Raw genomic sequence first — 20,041 nt, 5'->3', positions numbered from 1 at the left:
CGGGCCCTCGCGGTCTCAGGCCGAACACGCTGTCACCGGGGCGTCGATTTGTGCTATCCGCGCACTACAGGCAGGCTGCGTCACATGGATGACACGAACAAGAGCCTTGACGACCTCGTCCGCGCCGAGCTGGGCGAGGAGCCCTCGCAGGAGGCGAAGGACTACGCACGCGAGTTGTACGAGCGCTACCGGCTGACGCCGACCGAGAGCGAGGACGCCCGCACGCCCGAGGAGTAGGGGCTTCTCACTCCTCGTCCCAGGACAACTCGAACCAGACCATCCGGCCCATGCCGTCCGAGCGGGGCTCGGATCCCCATGCCCGTGCCAGCGCCTCGACCAGATCCAGGCCCCGACCGTGTTCATCGGTGTCGTAGGGGTCCCGGTGCTGGGGCTGGGGGGCTTCCATGACGTTGCCCAGGTCCCGAACCTCCACCCGCGCCCATCCCGACGACAGCCGCACGCATACCTCGAACTTGCCGGTGGCCATCCCCGACGCGCTGTGCGTGATCGCGTTCGTGGCGAGCTCACTGGTCAGCAGGGTCGCGGTGGTGAGTTCCGGTGAGTCCGCCAGCTGCCGGGCCACGAACCTGCGGGCGTAGGCGATCTGGCTGGGCAACCCGGGGAACCGTCGTCTCAGGGTTCGGGGGACGGTCTCGGTGCTGTGCGGGGTGCGCTCTTCCATGGAATTCGCCGGACGTTGTAAGGGACGGGACGAAGCGGACGTGCCGGGGCCCGGCCAGGAGGGGCCGACCCGCGAGGTCGGGTCGTGCGCGTGGCAGGTCGTGACGGTGCTGCGCGGTCGTGCGGTCTCACACATATGGGTGTACTCCCCGGTGACGTGTGTTCGCGTGGGGCATGGCATGTGAACGCCTGGCCCTCGCGGCGTCCATGCCCGCGGGGTGCGGGTCACGGCGCTGACTGGACACACAGGTCGAAGCCCCCTGGGGCAGGGAGGGAAGCGTTGCTGTGCCGCGGAGTGCGCGGTTCGAGGGCGGCGACGAGCGGTACGGGTGATGCCGTCGGGCTTTCCGTCGAAGGGTGGTGCCGGTGGGAGGGTGGTGATGGTGGGTCATGACAGCAGTCGCAAGTGCCCTGCGACACTGAAGGGCGTAGTCGGGCATAGCATACGCTCCGTACCTCCCTGGGCACCCGGCCGACCTGGCTTGGTCAGGATAACCCCGCTTGAACTGGTTAAAGAGGGTCTCTGCCAGGGGCATGGGTTTGGTCAGGACCGGATATCGGCCAGGTTTCGCCCCCTGCGGGGCCTGCGCCGTTAGGTAACGATTAGATCACGTGGTCCTGAATTCTGAGGCATCGGTCGGTCTTGCGCCGCCCAGTCCGGACGCGACAGGGTATGACGCATGGCTTCCCCCTCCCCCCTGCCGCGCGGCCTCGGTGTCGAGATCGACCGGGCCGTGCGCCTGGCCGACGAAGGCCACGTCCTGGTGGGCGGAAGTCCGCCGCGGGCGCTACGGCTCACGCCCTCGCAGCTGAGCGCGTTGATCCGCTGGGCGAGCGGGTCCGCCCCCAGCGGCCGGTCCGAGCGCGTCCTGGCCCGCGCCCTCATCCAGGGCGGGCTCGCCCATCCCCGGCCGGCGCCACCGGTCCCGTGGCGCTCCACCGACGACGTCGACGTGGCCGTGGTGGGCCAGGCCGGTGCGCGCGGGCTCGCCCGTACGCTGGACCGCCTCGCCGAACTCCATCCCGCAGTGCGTCCGCTGGTCGTCGGCGCGACCGGGCCCGTCGCCCGGGTCGCCCGCGCTCGCGGCGCCCGGGTCGTGCCCGGGCCGGCCGGCGGCCCGCAGGCCAGAGCCGAGGCCCTGCGCGTGTGCTCGGCCGAGTTCGTCGTCCTGCTGGAGTCGGGCTCGTGGCCCGGACCCGGGTGGCTCGACGCCGCGCTGGGACACTTCGCCGATCCCGGCGTGGCCGCGGTCGTCCCGCGTGTGCTGACCGAGCGCCCCCGGGCGGCGGGCCACTGGCGGCGCACCGTGGCCGCCGTCGCCGCCAGTCGGGCAGGGGCGGACCGCGGCGCGGATCCCTCCCCGGTGCTGCCGTGGGGTCAGGGGCCGGGCCGGCCGGGCGCCGGCAACGAGCACACGGCCGCCGACCCGCTGCGACCGCTGCCCGCTCTGGTCCTGCGCCGGTGCGCGCTCGACGGCCGCCCGGTGGCCGCGCCGGCCCCGGAGGCGGCCGAGTACGGATCCGGGTGGAGCGAGGCGGACGGCGACGCGATCGGGGGCGCGGTGCTGGCCCCCGAGCTGGGGGCCGGAGCCGAACTCGACCTGGTGTGGCGCCTGGCGGAGCGGGGCTGGGCGGTTCGCTACGAGCCGCGCGCCCGCCTCTGGTCGCTTCCGGTGACCGACCTCGGCGGCTACCTGCGCGCCTGCTTCGGCACGGGGGCGCTCGTGGCACCCCTGGCCCGGCGGCACGGCCGTCGGGCGGCCGGACCGGAGCTGTACCCGGAAGGGGCGGTGGGCCTGGCGCTGGCGGCGTCGGGGCGCCCCGGCTCGGGGGCGGCCGTCGCGGCGCTCACGGGCGTGGCGGCGGTGCGGGAGGAGCCCGGCGGCGCGCTGCCGCCGTGGCCGGAGACGGCCCGGTCGGTGGTCGGGGACGTCGCGCACACGGCTCGGCTGGGATCGCGGGCGCTACGGGAGGCGTGGTGGCCGGTGGCCGCCTCGGCGGTGCTGGCGTGTGCCCTGCGGCGCGACCGCGGTGCGCGGCGGATCGCTCTGGTGGGCGGTGCCGCGCTGGTGCTGCCGCACCTGTCCGCCTGGCGGGCGGACCGGGGGGCGGTGCTGGTCGGGCCGCTGACGTGGACGGCTCTGAGCATGGCGGGCGACGCCGCCCGCTCGGCCGGGACGTGGTGGGGCGCGCTCCGGTCGGGGTCGGTGGCGCCGCTGGTGCCGCGGCTGCGCACGCGCGCGCGGAGGGGGACTCTCGCGGTGCGGGCGCGGGACGAGGGCGCCGACGCGGCCTCCCATGTCAGGACCGTCTCCTTGTTGCTGGTCAAGGGCGGTTGACGCTCGTTCGGCGAGGCGGGAGCGGGGGTGGTGCGGGGGAGACGTCACGCTCAGCGTGGAGGACGCAGCTTTGCACAGATATGTGAAGTTATGTACTAAAGCCCCCTTGTTTCAGTGGTGTTGCAGCCTTTTGTCGTTTTCGTCCAGTTCGGGGATCAAGGGTCCGCAGATGTGAACACCGTGGGTCACGAACCTCGGGCGAGGTGATGTTCTCGCAGGTCACGGCCCTGTCCTCGACGTTGCGCGATCACGGCGCTGCACTGTGTGCGTATATAGACAATTCGGTTGGTCTCGACGGGTAAATCCAGCACCGTTGTCTTTTCTTGATGCAGTGGTTACCGTCAGGTGTCTCGTGGTCCCGCACACTCATGACATTCCGGTCACGGATCGTGAATCGGAAGGCAGAGTGTTTCGGCAGTCACCGGGAGTAACCCCCACCGGTGGTCGTGGGATCTCGAACGCTTAACGGTGGCTTCCACCTGAGCTATCGGCCCGTTGACCATGGGCACACCCCAGTAACGACCGCGCACACCAATGGACAAGCGCCGGGCTCGGCTGTGAGGTTCGGAGATAGTTTTGGGCAAGTTCCTGGCCAGGCGGCTTTTGAACTACGTCGTGCTGATCTTCATCGCGACGAGTTTCGCCTACCTCCTCGCCGCCACCAACCTGCATCCTCGTGTGTACTTCGAGCAGATGCAGCCGCCGCCGACCCCCGAGGCGGTGAACCAACAGCTCGACGCGCTCAACCTCAACGACCAGACCCCCCTGGCCGAGCGCTACGTCACGTGGATCAGCGGCGTGCTGACCGGCGACTTCGGCCGCAACATCCAGGGCGGTGACGTCACCTCCCAGATGTGGATGAAGGCCGGCGTCACCCTGCGCCTGATCACGGTCGCCACCATCCTCGGCAGCGCCATCGGCATCGCCGTGGGCGCCTACGCCGCCGTGCGCCAGTACCGCCGGTTCGACAAGGCCGCCACCGCGGCGTCGTTCTTCGTCCTGTCGGTCCCCACGGTCGTCATCGCGATCGTCGTCCAGGTCATGGCGGTCGCCCTCAACGACGGCCTGGGCATGCAGCTGCTGCGCTATTCCGGCGAGTACTCGGCGGGCTTCGACGGGGCGTGGTGGGAACTCCTGCTCAACCGCGTGCACCACGCGATCCTGCCCACGTTCGTCCTGGCCGTCGCGCTGTTCGCCGCCTTCGCCCGCTACCAGCGCAACATGATGCTGGACGTGCTGGGCGCCGACTTCGTGCGCACCGCCATGGCCAAGGGGCTCACCCGCCGCCAGGCGCTGTTCAAGCACGCTTTGCGCACCGCGCTGATCCCCACCATCACCTACTTCACCTTCACCTTCGGTGCCCTGGTGTCCGGCGCGACCTTCACCGAGAAGATCTACGGCTGGCACGGCATGGGGGCGTGGCTCATCGACTCCATCTTCCGCCACGACGTGCACGTGGTGGCCGCCGTCTCCTGGTTCATGGCGATCACCATCATGGCGGCGTCGTTCCTCTCGGACATCCTCTACGCCTGGCTCGACCCGAGAGTGCGGGTGTGACCGTGCAGCACAGCCCGCGGACCCGCCGCCTCCCTCGTCAGAACGTCCCGCGCCCCGCAACGGCGCCCCAGCTGGAGAGCACGCCATGAGCACGATCGAAGAGAGCACGGCGCCGACACCGGCACCGACCGTGCCCCCGGCACCCAGCCGGCTCAAGGATCTGGGCCGTCAGCTCATCGGGACCCGACGGGTCATCGTCGGGCTCGTCCTCCTCGTCCTGCTGGCCGCCCTGGCCTTCCTCGGCCCCCTCATCAGCGCCTGGGACCTGGGCGAGCGCGACTTCTCCGCCATGCTCGAAGGGCCCTCACCCGAGCACTGGATGGGCACCAACCGCACCGGCCAGGACATCTTCACCCAGGCCACCGCGGGTCTGCAGAAGTCGCTGCTGATCGGTCTGCTGGTCGCGGTGATCTCCACCGGGTTCGCCGCCCTGGTCGGCGCCTTCGCCGGCTACTTCGGCGGACTGACCGACAAGGGCCTGATGTGGGTCGCCGACCTGGCGCTGGTCCTGCCCAACTTCGTCATCCTGGCGATCCTGTCCACGCACTTCGTCGGCGACGGGGGCTGGCTGATCCTGGTCGTCCTGCTGGCCGCGTTCAGCTGGATGGTCACCTCCAAGATGGTGCGCGGCCTGACCATCTCCCTGCGCGAGCGCGAGTACATCCACGCGGCCCGCTTCATGGGCGTGCCCGCGCACAAGATCATCCTGCGCCACATCCTGCCGAACATGTCGTCCCTGCTCATCGCGGACGCCACGATCATGGTCAGCGCCGCCATCATCGGCGAGACCGCGCTCAGCTACTTCGGTCTGGGCGTGCAGTCGCCCGACATCAGCCTCGGCATGGTCATCGCGGCCGGCTCCTCGTTCGCGACCACGGCACCCTGGGTCTTCGCCTTCCCCACGGTCCTGCTGATCGTGATGGTGCTCGCCGTGAACATGGTCGGGGACGGTCTGCGCGACGCCCTGGACCCCCAGTCCAAGTCGCGCCGGTCCTAGGGCGTGTTCCGTGGATACTCACCCTGCTGCACGGCGCCCCAGCGGCACTCTCACTGCGTTCTCACCAGTCGACAGGGGAACCACCCTGACTCCTTCTTCGGCCTTGCGAGAGCACCACTGGATACGCCGCTCGCGACGGGCGGCATCCACGGAACACGCCCCAGGGCGAGCGCAGTGAACACCCGCTCCGCCGCCCACGACCACCCGCAACTCACGCCTTCGGCGCGGAACCCTTTCTCGCGACGGGCGGCACCCACTGAACACGCCCTCGGGGAGGCCCACCATGAGCACTGACACCGTCGCGACCGACGAGGTCGCACACCGTGAGAACACCGGAGACACACCGGTCCTGGAGGTCACCGACCTCACCGTCACCTTCCCCGGGCTGAACGGCAACCCCGACATCCACGCCGTGCGCGGCGTCAGCTACTCCGTCACCCGTGGCGAGGTGCTGGGCATCGTCGGCGAGTCCGGATCCGGCAAGTCCGTCTCGTCCATGGCCGCGATGGGGCTGCTGCCCGACCACGCGCGCATCACCGGCTCGGTCCGGCTGCACGGTGAGGAACTGCTGGGCCTGGACGACCGCACCATGGCGCGCAAGCGCGGCAAGGTCATCTCCATGGTCTTCCAGGACCCGCTGTCGGGGCTGACGCCCGTCTACACCGTCGGCGACCAGCTCGCCGAGGCGGTCCTGGTGCACGACTCCAGGACGTCCAAGGCCAAGGCGCGCCAACGCGCGGTGGAGCTGCTCGACCTGGTGGGCATCCCCAACCCCGAGTCGCGCTACCGCTCCTTCCCCCACGAGTTCTCCGGCGGTATGCGCCAGCGCGTCATGATCGCCATGGCCATGGCCAACAACCCCGACGTCATCATCTGTGACGAGCCCACCACGGCACTGGACGTCACCATCCAGGCGCAGATCCTCGACCTGTTGCGCACCGCCCGGCGCGAGACCGGCGCGGCCATCGTGATGATCACCCACGACCTCGGCGTCGTGGCCGGGTTCGTCGACCGCGTCCTGGTGATGTACGCGGGCCGTCCCGTGGAGACCGGCGACGTCGACCAGATCTACTACGGCAGCCGCATGCCCTACACCATGGGCCTGCTCGGTGCCGTCCCGCGCATGGACATCGAGCGCCAGGGCGCGCTGGTCCCCATCAAGGGCAACCCGCCGTCGCTGACCGACCTGCCGACCGGGTGCACCTTCGCGCCGCGCTGCCCCATCGCCGAGCCGGAGTGCGAGATGGGCGAGCCCGCGCTGCTCACCATCGGCTCCCAGCCCTCCCGCGAGACCGTCCGCGACGCCGGCGGGAGCACGCCCGCGGCGGACGACACGGCCGACGCGGCGGCACAGCGCGCCGCGTGCCTGCGCTCCGGCGAGATCGCCGAGAACGAGTGGACCGCCCTGGACATCTATCCCGTCCCCGAGATCCCCGAGTCCGCGGCCTCGACCACTGCGCGCGAGGACCGTCCGGAGATGCTGCGGGTCCGCGACCTCATCAAGCACCATCCGCTGATGAAGGGCATGATCCTCAAGCGGCGCGTGGGGACCGTCTACGCCGTGGACGGCATCGACTTCGACATCCGCGAGGGCGAGACACTCGCCCTGGTCGGCGAGTCCGGCTGCGGGAAGTCCTCCACCCTCATGGAGATCATGGGGTTGGACAAGCCCCAGCGGGGCAGTGTCGAGGTGATGGGACGGGACACCGCGAGCCTCGGACGAGCCGACCGCTTCCGACTCCGTCGCGACATGCAGATCGTGTTCCAGGACCCGATGAGCTCCCTCGACCCCCGCATGACGGTCTTCGAGATCATCTCCGAGCCGCTGCGCACCCATGGGATCTCCCAGGCCGAGACGACGGCGCGGGTCTATGAGCTCCTCACCCTCGTCGGCCTCGACACCGAGCACGCCACCCGCTTCCCCGCCGAGTTCTCCGGCGGCCAGCGCCAGCGCATCGGCATCGCCCGTGCCCTGGCCCTGGAGCCCAAGCTGCTGGTGCTGGACGAGCCGGTCTCGGCCCTGGACGTGTCCATCCAGGCCGGCGTGGTCAACCTGCTGGAGGAACTGCAGGCGCGGCTCGGCCTGTCCTACCTCTTCGTGGCACACGACCTGTCGGTGGTCAGGCACATCGCCGACCGGGTCGCGGTCATGTACCTGGGCCGGATCGTGGAGATCGGTGACACCGACTCCATCTACACCCGGCCCTCGCACCCCTACACCCAGGCGTTGCTGTCGGCGATCCCGATCCCTGACCCGGAGAAGGAACGCGCGCGCACGCACATCGTCTTGGACGGAGACCTGCCAAGCCCCGCCAACCCGCCCTCGGGTTGCAGGTTCCGGACCAGGTGCCAGAAGTTCATCACCCTCTCCACTTCTGACCAGGAGCAGTGCATGAGCGTCGAACCGCTGGTCACACCCGTCAACGGCGGCGATCAGGCGGCGGCCTGCCACTTCGCGGAGCGGCAGGCGGGCGTCTGAGCCCGGCGGTTCGGAAGGCACGGCCGGCGCCGCCCCGCGCGTCGGCCGCATCACCCCACAGGAGGAAGATCCCCATGCGAATCGGGAAGGTGCGTTACCTCGCCCCCGCCGCGGCCCTGGTCCTGATGGCCAGCGCCTGCAGTAGCGGCGACGACGGCAACGACCAGGAAGAGGCTCAGGAGCAGGTGGCGTCCCTGGACGCCCAGGACCTGAACGCCGCTCCGCGCGAGGACCTGCAGGACGGCGGCACCTTCGTCTGGGCCATCAGCGAGTACGCCGAGCAGCACAACATGCACCACGTCAACGGCAACCTGGCCAACGTGCGCTACGTGGCCGCCGCCGTGCTGCCCAGCCCCACCGTCTACGACGGTGAGGGCACCGCCTCGCCCAACACCGCCTTCATCAACGACTACGGCGTCAGCGACGACGGCCTCGAGGTCACCTACGAGCTGAACCCCGACGCGGTGTGGTCCGACGGTGAGCCCGTCACCGCCGACGACTACGAGGCCAACCTCGAAACCCTCAGCGGCGAGCGCGACGGCGACTGGGAACTCGGCGGCATCGACGGCTACGACCGGGTGTCGGAGTTCGTCCCCGGCGACGACGAGTACTCCTTCACCCTGAAGTTCGAGGAGCCCTACGCGGAGTGGCCCTCCCTGTTCGACCCGCTGTACCCGGCGGAGTACATGGAGGACGACGACAAGTTCAAGGAGGGCTACCTCAAGGACTACCCGGTCACCTCCGGCCCGTTCGGGGACGTGGAGTTCGACGACGTCGCCGAGCGCATCACGGTCACCAAGAACGAGGACTGGTGGGGCACCGAGCCCAAGCTGGACGAGATCGTCTACGACGCCATGGGCAGCGACGCCATGGCGGCGGCGTACAACAACGGTGAGATCGACGCCTTCTACATGGGCTACGACGCCGCCGGCTACGAACTGCTCAAGGACCGCGAGGGCGACGGCGCCTACTTCACCCAGGCCGTCAACCACGGCCACCGGTTCGCCTCGCTCAACGGTGGCAGCCCGAAGCTGGAGGACGTCAACGTCCGCCACGCCATCTCCCTGGCCATCGACCGGGACGCCCTGGCCGACGTCGCCCTGGGCGCCGTCGACTGGCCGATCACCGGCGAGGTCAACCGACTGCTGCGTTCCAGCCAGCACGGCTACCAGGACAACAGCGAGGGGTACGGCGAGTTCGACCCCGACCAGGCCGCCACTCTGCTCGACGAGGCGGGATGGACCCTCGAAGAGGGTGAGCAGTTCCGCACCAACGAGGACGGCGAGACGCTGACCCTGAACTGGGTCGCCTCCGAGGACCTGGACATCGCCAAGGACGAGGCCGAGATCGGTCGCGACATGCTGGCCGAGGTCGGCATCGAGGTCGACGTCCAGCAGGTCCCCGCCAACGCCCTGTTCCCGGAGTACGTCGTCCCGGGCAACTACGAGATCGCCACCTACGTGCTCGTCGGCTCCAACCCCTACGCCGGCGACGCGCAGGAGAACTACGGCATGCCGAACGGCGACGACTGGGGCAACAACCTGGCGCGCACCTCCACCCAGGAGATCGACGACGCGTTCGCCGAGCTGCGCTCGGAGACCGACCCCGACCGCTACGCCGAGATCGCCAACCAGATCGACCGCATGCTGTGGGAAGAGGTCGTGACCATCCCGTTCTTCGAGCGCCCGGGTCTGTGGGTCGTCAACGAGGACCTGCACAACTTCGGTGAGTACGGTCTGGCCTCGGGCTTCGTGTACGAGGACATCGGCTGGGCCGCTGAGTAGCCTGCCGCGTCGACGGGGCTAGCCCCGTTCGTCCACGCTCCCACCGGGGGTGTCGCCTCACACCGGAGGCGGCACCCCCGCTTCGTGTGCCGGGGGTGCCGGGGTCGGCTTGGGTCTCGGGGCCGAGCTGTGAAAGTCTCAGAGGACGGATAACACCCCCTCGCCCCGCTCGTGGAAAGCCCTCGATGAGACTTCACCCGTTCGCCGCCGCAGGCGCGGCGGCACTGCTGTGCTCCGCTCTGGTCTCGTGCTCCGGCACGGAGGACCCACAGGACATGGAGGCCGTGAGCGCCGACGCGGCTCCGGAGACCGACGAGGAGAGCACCGCTCCCTCCGACGAGGCCGAGGAGGACGTCTCCGCCCTGGGCTGGGCCGGCCAACCCGGCGAGATCGGCGGCGAGGAGCACCCGGGCGTGACCGGGGGCGCGGCCGGTGAGACCGTCACCGCCGCGGACGCCGACGACCTGGCCGAGCACCTGTCCTCGGACGAACCGCTCACCATCGAGGTCAACGGCACCATCGACCTCGACGGACAGGTGCGGGTGGGTTCGGACAAGACCCTCGTGGCCGGTGAGGACGGTGCCGAGCTCACCGACGGCGGCCTGGTGGTCGACGGCGCGGACAACGTCGTCCTGGACGGATTGAGCGTGGACGCCGACGGCACGGCCCTGGCCGTCCGGGGCGGCAGCCACCACGTGCTGGTGGACGGGTCGACGTTCTCCGACGGCGACGGCGACCCCCTGGTGACGGTGGACGGCGGATCGGACTACGTCACGCTCTCCTGGAACCACTTCAGCGACGCCGAGTCCGCCGTGGCCGTCGGGAGCGAGGACGAGGAGCCCGGTGCCCTGCGGGTGAGCATCCACCACAACTTCTTCGACGGCACGGCCGGAGGCCAGCCGCAGGCGCGCAACGCCGAGCACGTGCACGTGTTCAACAACTACTTCCGCGGCAACGCCGAGAACGGGGTGCTCTCCACCCACGGCTCCATGGTCCTGGTCGAGGGCAACTACTTCGAGGACACGGCGATGTCGGTCTCCAGCGGAGAGGAGGAGCCCGGCAACGTGGTGACCAGGGACAACCTCCTGGTGGACACCGAACAGCCGGAGCTGCGCGGCGACGTGCCGGACCCGCCGTACGCCTACGAGGTCGACGACACCGTGGACGTGCCCGACCTCGTCTCCCACGGGGCCGGGGTCAGGTCGGCCTCTCGGCCGTGAGCGTGAGGGGTCCGGCCCGGGGCCGCGAGGCAGCGCCGGGCCGGAGCCCAGGGCCGCACGCGCCGGGAACGCCCGCGCGTGCGGTCGGCGGCGACGGGTGGGGTCCGTCCCGCACGGATGCCTCAGGGCGCTCCGAACTCGTGGAACTCGTACCGTTCGCCGTGCCCGCTCGGTGAGGTGTAGTCGAATCTGCGCGGGTAGCCGCGCGGGCCGATCCAGAGTTGGAACTCGGCGCCCTCCACGGCGTCGAGCGTGTTGGCCCCGTCGTCGAAGTCCCCGCGCATCGCCGTGAACGTGCCCGTGTACCGGTACGCGGCGTCGCCGGCCTCCCTGCCCGGCCACGCCAGATGGGCGCGCTCCGCCCCCGCGAAGGCCAGGTCGGGGGAGGACCTGAGCACCTCGCGCAGCCTGGCCGACGCGAAGGTCCGCGAGCACAGGTACCGGTCGGCGGCGCTGGGCGGGTCCGGCACGAGCAGGCCGGGCAGCTCGGACCGCGCGGTCACCACGTACCGGCCGTCCAACTCGTACCGGTAGACCTCCTCGCCGTCCGCGTTGTCGACGTAGTGCTCGAAGGCGGGCTCGGCGGCGGCGTCGTAGGTCGCGTGCCCGTGCGCCACGGTCGGGGCCGGGGGCGAGACGGGAACCGCGCCCGCCATGGCCGCGGCCGCGCCCACGGGAACGGTGCCGGCGTCGGTCAGGGTGAACGTGATGTGGAAGGAAGCGGCGGCGTCCACGAGGTCGGCCGCCGTCTCCACCGTCTCCCGGGCGTTCTCGGGGCCCTCTCGGGTGGGGGAGAAGGGGGCGGTGAGCACCGAGGAGCGTGCCGGGTCCGTCAGGGGTTCGTTCGTGGCCAGACGGGTCAGTCCCCACCCGCTCGCGATCGCGGCCAGGCAGGCCAGGCCCACGGTCAGGCAGAGGAGTCGGCTCGGACGGAGCGGGGTGTGCGGTGCCGGGTCGCGGGGCGGCCCCGGACCGACGGGGGAGGTGTCCGGCATCGACGTCGACACGGGTGGGACCTCGATTCTGGGGAGCGTGGGGGCGAGCGGGGACCAGGCCGCTCACGGCAGGCGAACGGCTATCCGTTGATTCCGGAGAGTACTGGCTCGGGAGCGCGGAGTGGTCATGAACGGGTGCCGGATCCAGGGTCGCCCGCACGTACGGGCCCCCGGCGGCCACGAAACGCAGCACATACGCGCTGTGGGGGGAGTCCAGGGCGGGCGCGAGGAACGCGAAGGTGGGCGTGCGCGCCAGCATGCGCAGGGTCTCCTCCGAGGCGTGCTCCCACAGGTTCCGGACCGCGATCCGCGAGGCCAGGGCCCCGGTGAACCGGCCGCTGGCGAAGAGCTCCAGCCACTCGTCGGCCTCCAACCGCAGGACGGTCGCCTCCAGCACCTCGGAGTCCAGCAGGACCAGGACCGCAAGGGCGCAGTCCACCCGCCCCACGACCGACAGCCCGCCCCGCGCGCACCGCAGCACCGCGTCCGCGGCCGCCACGGGGTCCAGGGTCCAGTCCGGGGTGCCGCCGCCGCCATCGCCGTCACCGGCGCCGGTCGCGGAGTCCTGGTCCACGGCGTCATGCCCGCCGCCGGGGGATCGGCCGCCGTCGTCGTTTCCGCCACCCGGTCCGGCCCCGCTCTCCGTACCGTCCCCGGTCCCGGCCGGGTCGGGGCCGCCGCCCGACCCGGGCCCGGTCCCGGCCGGTCCCGTCCCGGTGTCCTGCCCGCCCAGGACCCGCTGGACGGCGGCGCCCACCGCCACCGGAGTCCGGGGCACGAAGGAGAAGGCCGCCACGGCCAGGGACACCACCACCAGGAGCAGGGCCGTGTACTCCACCAGCACGCCGCCTCGGTCCACGCCGGCCCTCCTCATCGCAGCCGTGGCGGGTGCCGGTCGAACCGGAGCACGTCGCGCCGCAGCGCCTGCGCGTCCTCACGGGAACAGCTCCACCCCCGCGCGGTAAGCTCGTCCTGGAGCCTGCGGAGCAGCCGGCCCGGCTGGGCGCACAGGTCGTGGATGCCGATGGGCACGACCCCCCACCCCTCGTCCGCCATGGCCGCGTACCGGTCCAGCGCCCGCGCCCTGGGATCCGCGTGGTGCTCGCGGCTGTCGTATTCCAGGGCGAGCCGGTAGCGGGGCCAGCCGAGGTCGGCGTGGAAGACCCCCTCCCGGGTCGGGACGGGGCACTGGGGCTCGGGTGGGGGCAGCCGGGTCGAACGCACCAGGACCCGTGCCCACGACTCGGCGGGGGAGTGGCTCAGCCCGGAGCTCAGCCGCAGGGCGGCGCGCAGCCTCGCGTTCTGGCCCGAGGGACGGCGGCGCCGGGCGGCGGCGACCAGCTCGTGCCGGTGGACCAGGCCGCGTGACAGGAACATGTCGAGCCGCGACGTGGCCAGGAACAACGAGGGCGCCCGGGCGGCGATGTCGGCGGCGGTACGGGCCGGCGCGGTGATCCGGGCGCCCTCCACCTCGACCCGCTCGTGCGGCGGGACCGGTTCGTGGTGCGCCACCACCGCCTGGGTGGCGACGCGGCGCACGCCCCGGGGCACGGCCACGTGCAGCCGTGTGCGCGTGACCCGGGTGCCGTGCGGGTAGGCGTCGACGCCCCACACGTAGGCGGCCGTGATGTCGCACGCGACGGCGTCGGGGCAGAGCAGGCCGAGCACCGGGACGAGCGTGCGCAGAAGGAGGGAACGGTCGGGGAGGGCGTCATCACTGACGGTCATACATCCAGGTTCGGCGGTCGACGGCGGACCCACAAGAGCGATCTCGAACCTGTGGACGACGGCGCTCGGGACCGGTGCCATCCCGCCGAGCGCCTCGTGCCCGACCGCGCTCGGGAACCGGACGTCCCGTCCCGAACCCGTGCACGACCGCGTTCGGGACCGGTGGCGTCCCGCCCAACCCTCGTATCCGATCGTGCTCGGGGGCCCGCTCTACTTCCGTGCGGATCGCTCCGCGGAAGGCGAGCGACCGGACCCGACCTGCTCCGGCCTGGACTCTACTGCATCGCGCCGTCGCCCGCCGCGAGATGGATGTGGTCGACGTGGTCCAGCGTGATGTTGCCGTAGTGCGGGTAGTGGCGGGCGACCCCGGGCCACGCGCCCACCCGGTCCGGCGGGTTACGGGTGTTGTTCCAGATCAGGCGGTCGTAGATGATGCCCTTGATCCCGAGCCGGTCGGCGTTCTGGATGAGCCAGTCGATGACCGTCACGGCCGTGGCGTCCATCTCGTCCGTGGGTTGCTGGCCGATCGGGGCCATCATGTAGTCGATCGCCTCACCCGTGCTGTGGTCGCTGCCCGTCTCGGCGCGGTAGCCGCCCGCCGTGAGGTAGAAGCCGCCGAACTCGTCCTGGAGCGCCTGGTGGACGGCGCACATGCGGGGGTGCAGCTGCCCGAGCGAGGCACAGTCGACGATGGCGCCTCCGCCGAACACGCGGGAGGGATCGAAGCGGTAGGTGCCCTCCTGGTCCACCAGGTTCACCCGGATCATGGACAACGCGGTGTCGAGACTGTCCACGGAGCCGTTGACGCACTCGATGACGCCGTCCGGGGCCCTGCCGCACTCGTTGGGCGGATGCACGATGGCGATGGCCGAGGCGTTGCCCACCACGGTGTCGGCGTCCTCCTCCGAACCGTCGCAGTTGACGTCGTTCCAGGGCAGCGAGCCGTCCTCCTCCAGTTCCTTCTGGCAGATCGCGCCGCGCACCTCCACGCGCACGATGTTGCCGTTGCGGCCCTGGACGTTGTCGCTGGCCCGGATGTCGGTGAGGACCGCGCCGTTCTCCCGCGCGTACTCCTCCGCCCGCGCCTCGGCCTTCTCCTCGTCGAACCACGGCATCGGGTAGGCCCCGTCGAACAGGTCCTGGGCCGCCTGGTCACGCAGCGCGCTCACCGCGGCCAGCGCGGCGGCGTCCGCGGCGGTCTGCACCTGGCTGCGCTGGTCGTTGGCCGCGCCCACCCGCACGAAGAGCAGGGTCAGTGACAACAGGGCGAGGGTGAGCCCGAACAGGAGCAGGACGTTGGACTGGCCGGCGTCGTCTCGGCCCAGCGGGAGCGGGCGGCGGGAGCGCGCGGCCGTGGCCGCACGCGATGGGGTCCTTCGCGTTGCCATGCGCGTTCCGGGGGGTCGTCCGCGCGTACGCGGTGAGGCGGGGGTCGGCGGGGAGTCGGGGCGGAATGCGTTCCCAGGCGTAGCTTATCGGGGCCTGTCCGTGATCGGTAGGGCTCTGTGGACCTGTGGACGGCCGAGGGGCGCGTCCGGGACCGGTCCCGGACGCGCCCCCTCTGGCGGCTCACTACAGTCGGCGCCGCACGGCCTCCACCGCGTGGACGTCGGCCACGGTCACCTTGATGTCGCCCGAACCGACCGAGGCCGCGGTGACCGACCGGACGTAGGGCCCGTGCGCCCACCGGCGTGCGGTGCGCAGGGGCACCGACTTCGCACCCACGCGCCCCAGCGCCCCCGGTGGCCCCACCAGCAGTCGCAGACGCCACGTCGCCCGCACACCGGGGACCCCGCCGAACTCGCGTCCCATGAGCGGCAACCGCCCCGCCAGCCGGGAGCGGTCCGCCGACGGCACCGGATGCAGCGCGTACCGCTGACCCGCGCCCGACCCCCGCACCACCTCCACCGCGCACTCCACCCCGTCGGGCAGCGAGTCGCCCAGCTGAACGTCCAGGCGGAGATCGCTCCGTCGGCGTCCCACGGGGCGCACCCGCACCTCGTTCACCTCCAGGGTGGGCGCCAGCGGCTTCGTCTTCAGCCCCAGCCGGTCGTTGACCGTGTAGTACGGGCGGACCCTGGACCCGCAGCCCCGGTTCTGGTGCACCTTCTGCGCCGGGTACTCGATGATGTCCTTGTAGCCCACCACACCCGACAGGTGGCGTCCGACCGTGCAGTCGGTCCCGTCGGCGAGCACGAGCCGGACCTCCCACGTCTCGGACTCGCCGTGGCGCCCGCGCACGACCTCCTCCGGGCCGACGACGGCCGTGAAATGCCCGTCGCCCGCCACCGGCGCGGAGAACTCCCGCAGGGTCTGCGGCGCCTCGCGCAGCCGCACCGCCAGCCGAGCACGCGCGTCGGCGCGGTCCCGGCCCAGGACACGTCCCTGCACGGTGATCAGCCCGTCGGCGACCTCCACGTGTTCGACCTCCGCATGGTGGTCCGAACGGCGCACGTGCAGCGCCAGCCGCCCCTTCGGGGTCCGGGTGGGCAGGACGAGCGCCAGGCGGTCCACGTCCGCGGCGCGGAGCGGGAACCCGTGCTGGTGGATCACCACGTCCCGAACGGGGGTCTCCTTCTCCCCGTCGGGTCCCTCGTCGACTCGGAGCACCTCCCAGGTGCGTGCCGCCAGCCGCCGGGCGTTCGGGTCCACGACGACCTCACCGTGCTCGTCGGGCGTCAGGGTCACGCGCGCGCCGGGGTGGGTGAGCACGACGTGCGCGGGCGGGTCGCTGAACGCCAGCACGGCGTGCCCGTCGGTGCCGGCCCGCACACGGCACGCGGCCGGCTGCTCGGTCCGGGGCGCGGGAATGCCGGTGACGGGAGGAGCGCTCGCCCGGTTCAGGGGAGCCCCCAGCAGATCGGCGAACAGCTCCTCGTGCAGTCGGCAGACGTTCGCCGGATCGAAGCGCTCGGAGTCCAGCAGGGCGGCCTGGGACATCTTCCGCCGGAGCTCGTCGTCGGCCATCAGCTCCGCCAGGCCGTCGGCGATGCCCGACGCCGAGCGGTTGGGCACCAGTAGGCCGTCCTCGCCATCACGGATGATCGACGCGGGGCCGTGCGGACAGTCCGTGCTCACCACGGGAAGGCCCGAGCGCATCGCCTCCACGATCGTCATCCCGAACGGCTCCTCGCTGGAGGTCACCGCGGCGAACGCCCCCTGCGCCCAGGCCTCCTCGACGCGGGGGTGGGGTCCCATCAGCCACACCCGGTCGTGCAGGTCCAGCGACGCCACCAGCCGGGCCAGCGCGCCGCGCCGGTCCCCGCGCCCGTAGATGCGCAGCGTCCAGTCGGGGAACTCGTCCGCCACCATGGAGAACGCCTGCACCAGGAGGTCGTGCCGCTTGCTCGGGGCCAGCCGGCCCGCGGAGACGATGGTGTGGGAGTCGAGTCCCTCGGTCGTGAACGGCGGCGCGGGCACAGAGTTGGGGATGGACAGCAGCCGCACGCCCGGCAGCGACATCCGGTCGGCGTAGGTGCGCGCGTCGGCCTCGGTCACAGTGACGAACGCGTCCAGGTTCGGGTACTCGGTCTCCATCACCCGGCGCAGCGCCTGGGAGTGCTGTTCGTAGGTGAGGTGCTCCTGACCGACCTTGACCACGTGCCGGGGCGCGGCCCGGGCGATCACGGCGTTGAGCCCCGGCCGGGTGCCGACCACCACGTCGGCGTCGGTGGTCGTCAGGTACTCCTCCAACCGGTCGTCGGTCAGGCGGCTGTGGGTGGACCCGCGCGAGTCCTCCGGCGGGAAGAGCAGCGGTGGGAGCCCGGCCCGTTCCGACCCCTCGTACAGCGGGCGCCCCCCGACCCCGGTGCCGGGAGCCCTGGACTGCTGCCGCACGTCCACGAGCGGGCGCAGACGGACCTGGGCGGGCACCGGCAGCACCGGCTCCGCGCGGTGCTGGAACACCGAGACGATCTCGACCTCGTGGCGTTCGGACAGCGCCGCGGCCTGGTTGGCGACCGTGCGTACGGTGCCGCCGATGCCGTACATGTCGTTGATCAGATAGGCGATCTTCACCGAGCCCCCCGTATCCGTGGGCCCCGTCCCGCGCCCCCCGCGAGACGGAGCCGCCCCCCGTCGCCCCGCGCCGGTCTCGCCCCGTATCGGTCGGGCGGCGCGGGGATGAAGGATCAGGCTATGGGGGTGATTTCCGGAAAAGGCACGGTTTGCGCTAGTTGTTCCGAAGGTTTGCGACCACCTGTGAGGGTTTTGCGGACTGTTCAGACAATGCGCCGCGTAGAGCGCCCCGAGTGGTGACGCAGCGCCCCGGGGGAGTGCGAACGACGGCGGGACCCAGGGCCGCGGGTGGCCCGGCCACGGCTCCTGGCTAGGCTCCGCGGGAACGGCGGACCCGGTCCCGGCGGGTTCCGGACCGGTTCCCGGAAGAGCCGCCCACACGCCCCCACCCCCGAGGGAGAACCGTTGAGTTACGACGTGGTGGCCCTGGTCGCCGGACGGCCCGACGAGCGGGCGGTCATCGACGCCCTCCAGGACCTCGACCAGGACCTGCGCCTGCACCAGCACGGCGACACCGCCGTCCTGCAGATCCGCGACGAGGCCGGGCGGCTCCTGGCCACGCTCGAACCGGGGCGCCCGATCGAGTGCTGGGACGACGTCGCCCGCCTGCTCGACGCGGACATCGTGGCCGGGCTGCCGGACCCCTGCTGGTGGGTGGAGACGCGCGCTCGCCCCGACGAACAGGGCCGCGAGGTCGCGCACCGGTTCGCCGACCGCCTCGCCCTGCGGCTCGGCGGCGCGGTGTGGACCTCGGGCCAGGCCGACTTCGGGCTGTGGCAGGGCGACGAGGTCCGGGACGACGGCAAGGACGAGGAGGAGGACGGCTCGGGACACCCGGCCATCGAGCGCACCGCGGCGCGGGCGGTGCTGATCGCCCAGGACCGGCCGGTGGTGCCGTTCTCCTCCTGGCTCAGTGACGCGGTGGCCACTCGGGCCCGTGACAAGGTGCTCCAGGTGCTCACCCCGCACGCCTCACGGTTGACCTACGGGGCGCGGACCTTTGTGGCCGGACCGCTGGGGCGGTGGGTGGTGCGAGGTGAGGACGGCGGTCACTACGACGGCCTCACCGGCCTGCCGTTGCACTGGGACGACGAGGACGGGTTCCGGGCGGACAAGGAACCGGTGGGAGTGGACTGGGCGGCGCGCGAACCGGACGCCGAACCGGTGCCGGGATTCCGCGCGGACTTCGCCGAGACCGCCGGCACACAGCTCGTAGTGGACGTGTCGGTACGCCATGGCGACACGTCAGAGCCCCGGCTGGGCCGCGCGGCGGAGGTCGTCGCCGAGCACCTGGCAGGCGCGCCTCCGACCGTTTGGGGCCCGCACGAGCCCGCGCTCATGGCCTGGGGCACCGGCCGGTTGGCCGAGTTCGTGCGGGAACGGGCTCCCCGACCTTCGGTCCTGTACTTGTCGGGACCACTCGGCCAAGGCCACCCCTTCTCCGGGCAGATCCGGGCCACCTGGCGCGGCACACGGGTCCAGGAGCGGATCTCGGTCGCGGTCGGCTTCGAAGACGAGGCAGCCGCGCCCTTCGACGCGCTTCCGGCGCTGGTGGAAGAGCTGGCGGCGGAAGGGCTCCTGGACGGGCTGCGGATCGGCCGCCTGCCCGGACGCACCGACACCACCTACGTGCCGCTGTGGGCGGGGCCCGCTGTCCCCGTCGGTATCGCGATCGGACCGGACCGGCTGCGACGGATCGGGGCCGGCCTCGCCCAGGCGGGGCCGATGAAGGGCACGCTCCTCGGCGAGGACGAGCACCAGGCGGCCTGGTACCCGGTGCTGGCGGACGCGGCCGCGCCCCTGCGCGCACTGGATCTCATCGGCAGGCAGTCCGCCCACCTGTCCGCCGCCGAGCGGGGATGACGCGGGCGGGCGCCAGAGCGACGGAGTTCGACGAATCCGAATATCACCACGCCTGATTCGCACCTCTCTCGCAGCAAAGGAAAAAGTGTCGTAGATCACCCGAGCGGCCCCTGTCTGCGCATTCTCGATCGGTGTGTCGTTTCACCAGCTTCGGCGCGCGAAACGTCGCCCCGTGGGCCGAACCGAATCGTCTGCCGAAACGTCACCGCATATGCGCATACTGCTACCTGATCTCCGCAGGCGAGTCGACGAAGGGCAGGGACCGGATGAAGTTCGAGCTGATGGAGCCGTCGGATGAGGGCGGCGCCACCACGTCCGAATTCCGGTCAGAGCCCGGCTCACCCGCTGACCCGGCCGAGGACACTGACGGGCCGCCCCGGT

General features: G+C 71.6%; 13 protein-coding genes. 8 read left to right on the top strand and 5 right to left on the bottom strand.

Annotation, left to right across the window (positions count from 1 at the left end; all coding sequences use genetic code 11):
• Nucleotides 1-84: 84 nt before the first annotated feature.
• Nucleotides 85-237, top strand: a complete 153-nt coding sequence (locus tag DFP74_RS34085; protein ID WP_199725827.1) for a hypothetical protein — start codon at nt 85-87, stop codon at nt 235-237.
• A gap of 7 nt (nt 238-244) precedes the next feature.
• On the opposite strand, the gene DFP74_RS30270 is transcribed toward DFP74_RS34085, so the two are convergent.
• Nucleotides 245-682: an ATP-binding protein gene (locus DFP74_RS30270; RefSeq protein WP_121187020.1), complete on the bottom strand. Its 438-nt coding sequence runs from the start codon at nt 680-682 to the stop codon at nt 245-247.
• A gap of 679 nt (nt 683-1,361) precedes the next feature.
• Between DFP74_RS30270 and DFP74_RS30265 the strand changes: the two genes are divergently transcribed.
• The 6 genes from DFP74_RS30265 to DFP74_RS30240 all read left to right on the top strand — a co-directional run bounded on the left by DFP74_RS30265 (nt 1,362) and on the right by DFP74_RS30240 (nt 11,057).
• Entirely contained in the window at nt 1,362-3,020 is a 1,659-nt protein-coding gene (locus DFP74_RS30265; RefSeq protein WP_121187019.1) for a family 2 glycosyl transferase, read from the top strand.
• A gap of 576 nt (nt 3,021-3,596) precedes the next feature.
• Entirely contained in the window at nt 3,597-4,577 is a 981-nt protein-coding gene (locus DFP74_RS30260) for an ABC transporter permease (RefSeq protein ID WP_121187017.1), read from the top strand.
• 85 nt (nt 4,578-4,662) lie between these two features.
• Nucleotides 4,663-5,574 (top strand): ABC transporter permease, encoded by a 912-nt coding sequence (locus tag DFP74_RS30255; protein ID WP_121187015.1) that lies wholly within the window; start codon nt 4,663-4,665, stop codon nt 5,572-5,574.
• 283 nt (nt 5,575-5,857) lie between these two features.
• A complete protein-coding gene (locus DFP74_RS30250) occupies nt 5,858-8,053 on the top strand; it encodes a dipeptide ABC transporter ATP-binding protein (RefSeq protein ID WP_121187013.1) in 2,196 nt (731 codons plus the stop codon).
• A gap of 74 nt (nt 8,054-8,127) precedes the next feature.
• The gene (locus DFP74_RS30245) at nt 8,128-9,837 is read left to right on the top strand and encodes an ABC transporter family substrate-binding protein (protein ID WP_121187011.1); all 1,710 of its coding nucleotides are present in this window, start codon (nt 8,128-8,130) and stop codon (nt 9,835-9,837) included.
• Nucleotides 9,838-10,022: 185 nt separating this feature from the next.
• Entirely contained in the window at nt 10,023-11,057 is a 1,035-nt protein-coding gene (locus tag DFP74_RS30240; protein WP_121187009.1) for a polysaccharide lyase family 1 protein, read from the top strand.
• Between the two features lie 122 nt (nt 11,058-11,179).
• Here DFP74_RS30240 and DFP74_RS30235 read toward each other — a convergent pair whose 3' ends face one another.
• From DFP74_RS30235 to DFP74_RS30220, 4 genes are all read right to left on the bottom strand, one after another.
• Nucleotides 11,180-12,064: a hypothetical protein gene (locus DFP74_RS30235; RefSeq protein WP_121187006.1), complete on the bottom strand. Its 885-nt coding sequence runs from the start codon at nt 12,062-12,064 to the stop codon at nt 11,180-11,182.
• A gap of 858 nt (nt 12,065-12,922) precedes the next feature.
• Nucleotides 12,923-13,780, bottom strand: a complete 858-nt coding sequence (locus tag DFP74_RS30230) for a hypothetical protein (protein WP_121187004.1) — start codon at nt 13,778-13,780, stop codon at nt 12,923-12,925.
• 275 nt (nt 13,781-14,055) lie between these two features.
• On the bottom strand, nt 14,056-15,168 hold the full coding sequence (locus tag DFP74_RS30225; protein ID WP_121187002.1) for a pilus assembly protein TadG-related protein: 1,113 nt from the start codon (nt 15,166-15,168) through the stop codon (nt 14,056-14,058).
• 184 nt (nt 15,169-15,352) lie between these two features.
• The gene (locus tag DFP74_RS30220; RefSeq protein WP_121187000.1) at nt 15,353-17,797 is read right to left on the bottom strand and encodes a glycosyltransferase family 4 protein; all 2,445 of its coding nucleotides are present in this window, start codon (nt 17,795-17,797) and stop codon (nt 15,353-15,355) included.
• A gap of 405 nt (nt 17,798-18,202) precedes the next feature.
• On the opposite strand from DFP74_RS30220, the gene DFP74_RS30215 reads away from it, so the two are divergent.
• Nucleotides 18,203-19,660, top strand: coding sequence for a DUF6177 family protein (locus DFP74_RS30215; RefSeq protein ID WP_121186998.1), 1,458 nt, complete (start codon nt 18,203-18,205; stop codon nt 19,658-19,660).
• The last annotated feature ends 381 nt before the right edge of the window (nt 19,661-20,041 follow it).

Origin of the sequence: Nocardiopsis sp. Huas11 (genome assembly GCF_003634495.1) — a bacterium.
Lineage (GTDB): Bacteria > Actinomycetota > Actinomycetes > Streptosporangiales > Streptosporangiaceae > Nocardiopsis.
This window is presented reverse-complemented; position numbering and strand designations above follow the sequence as displayed.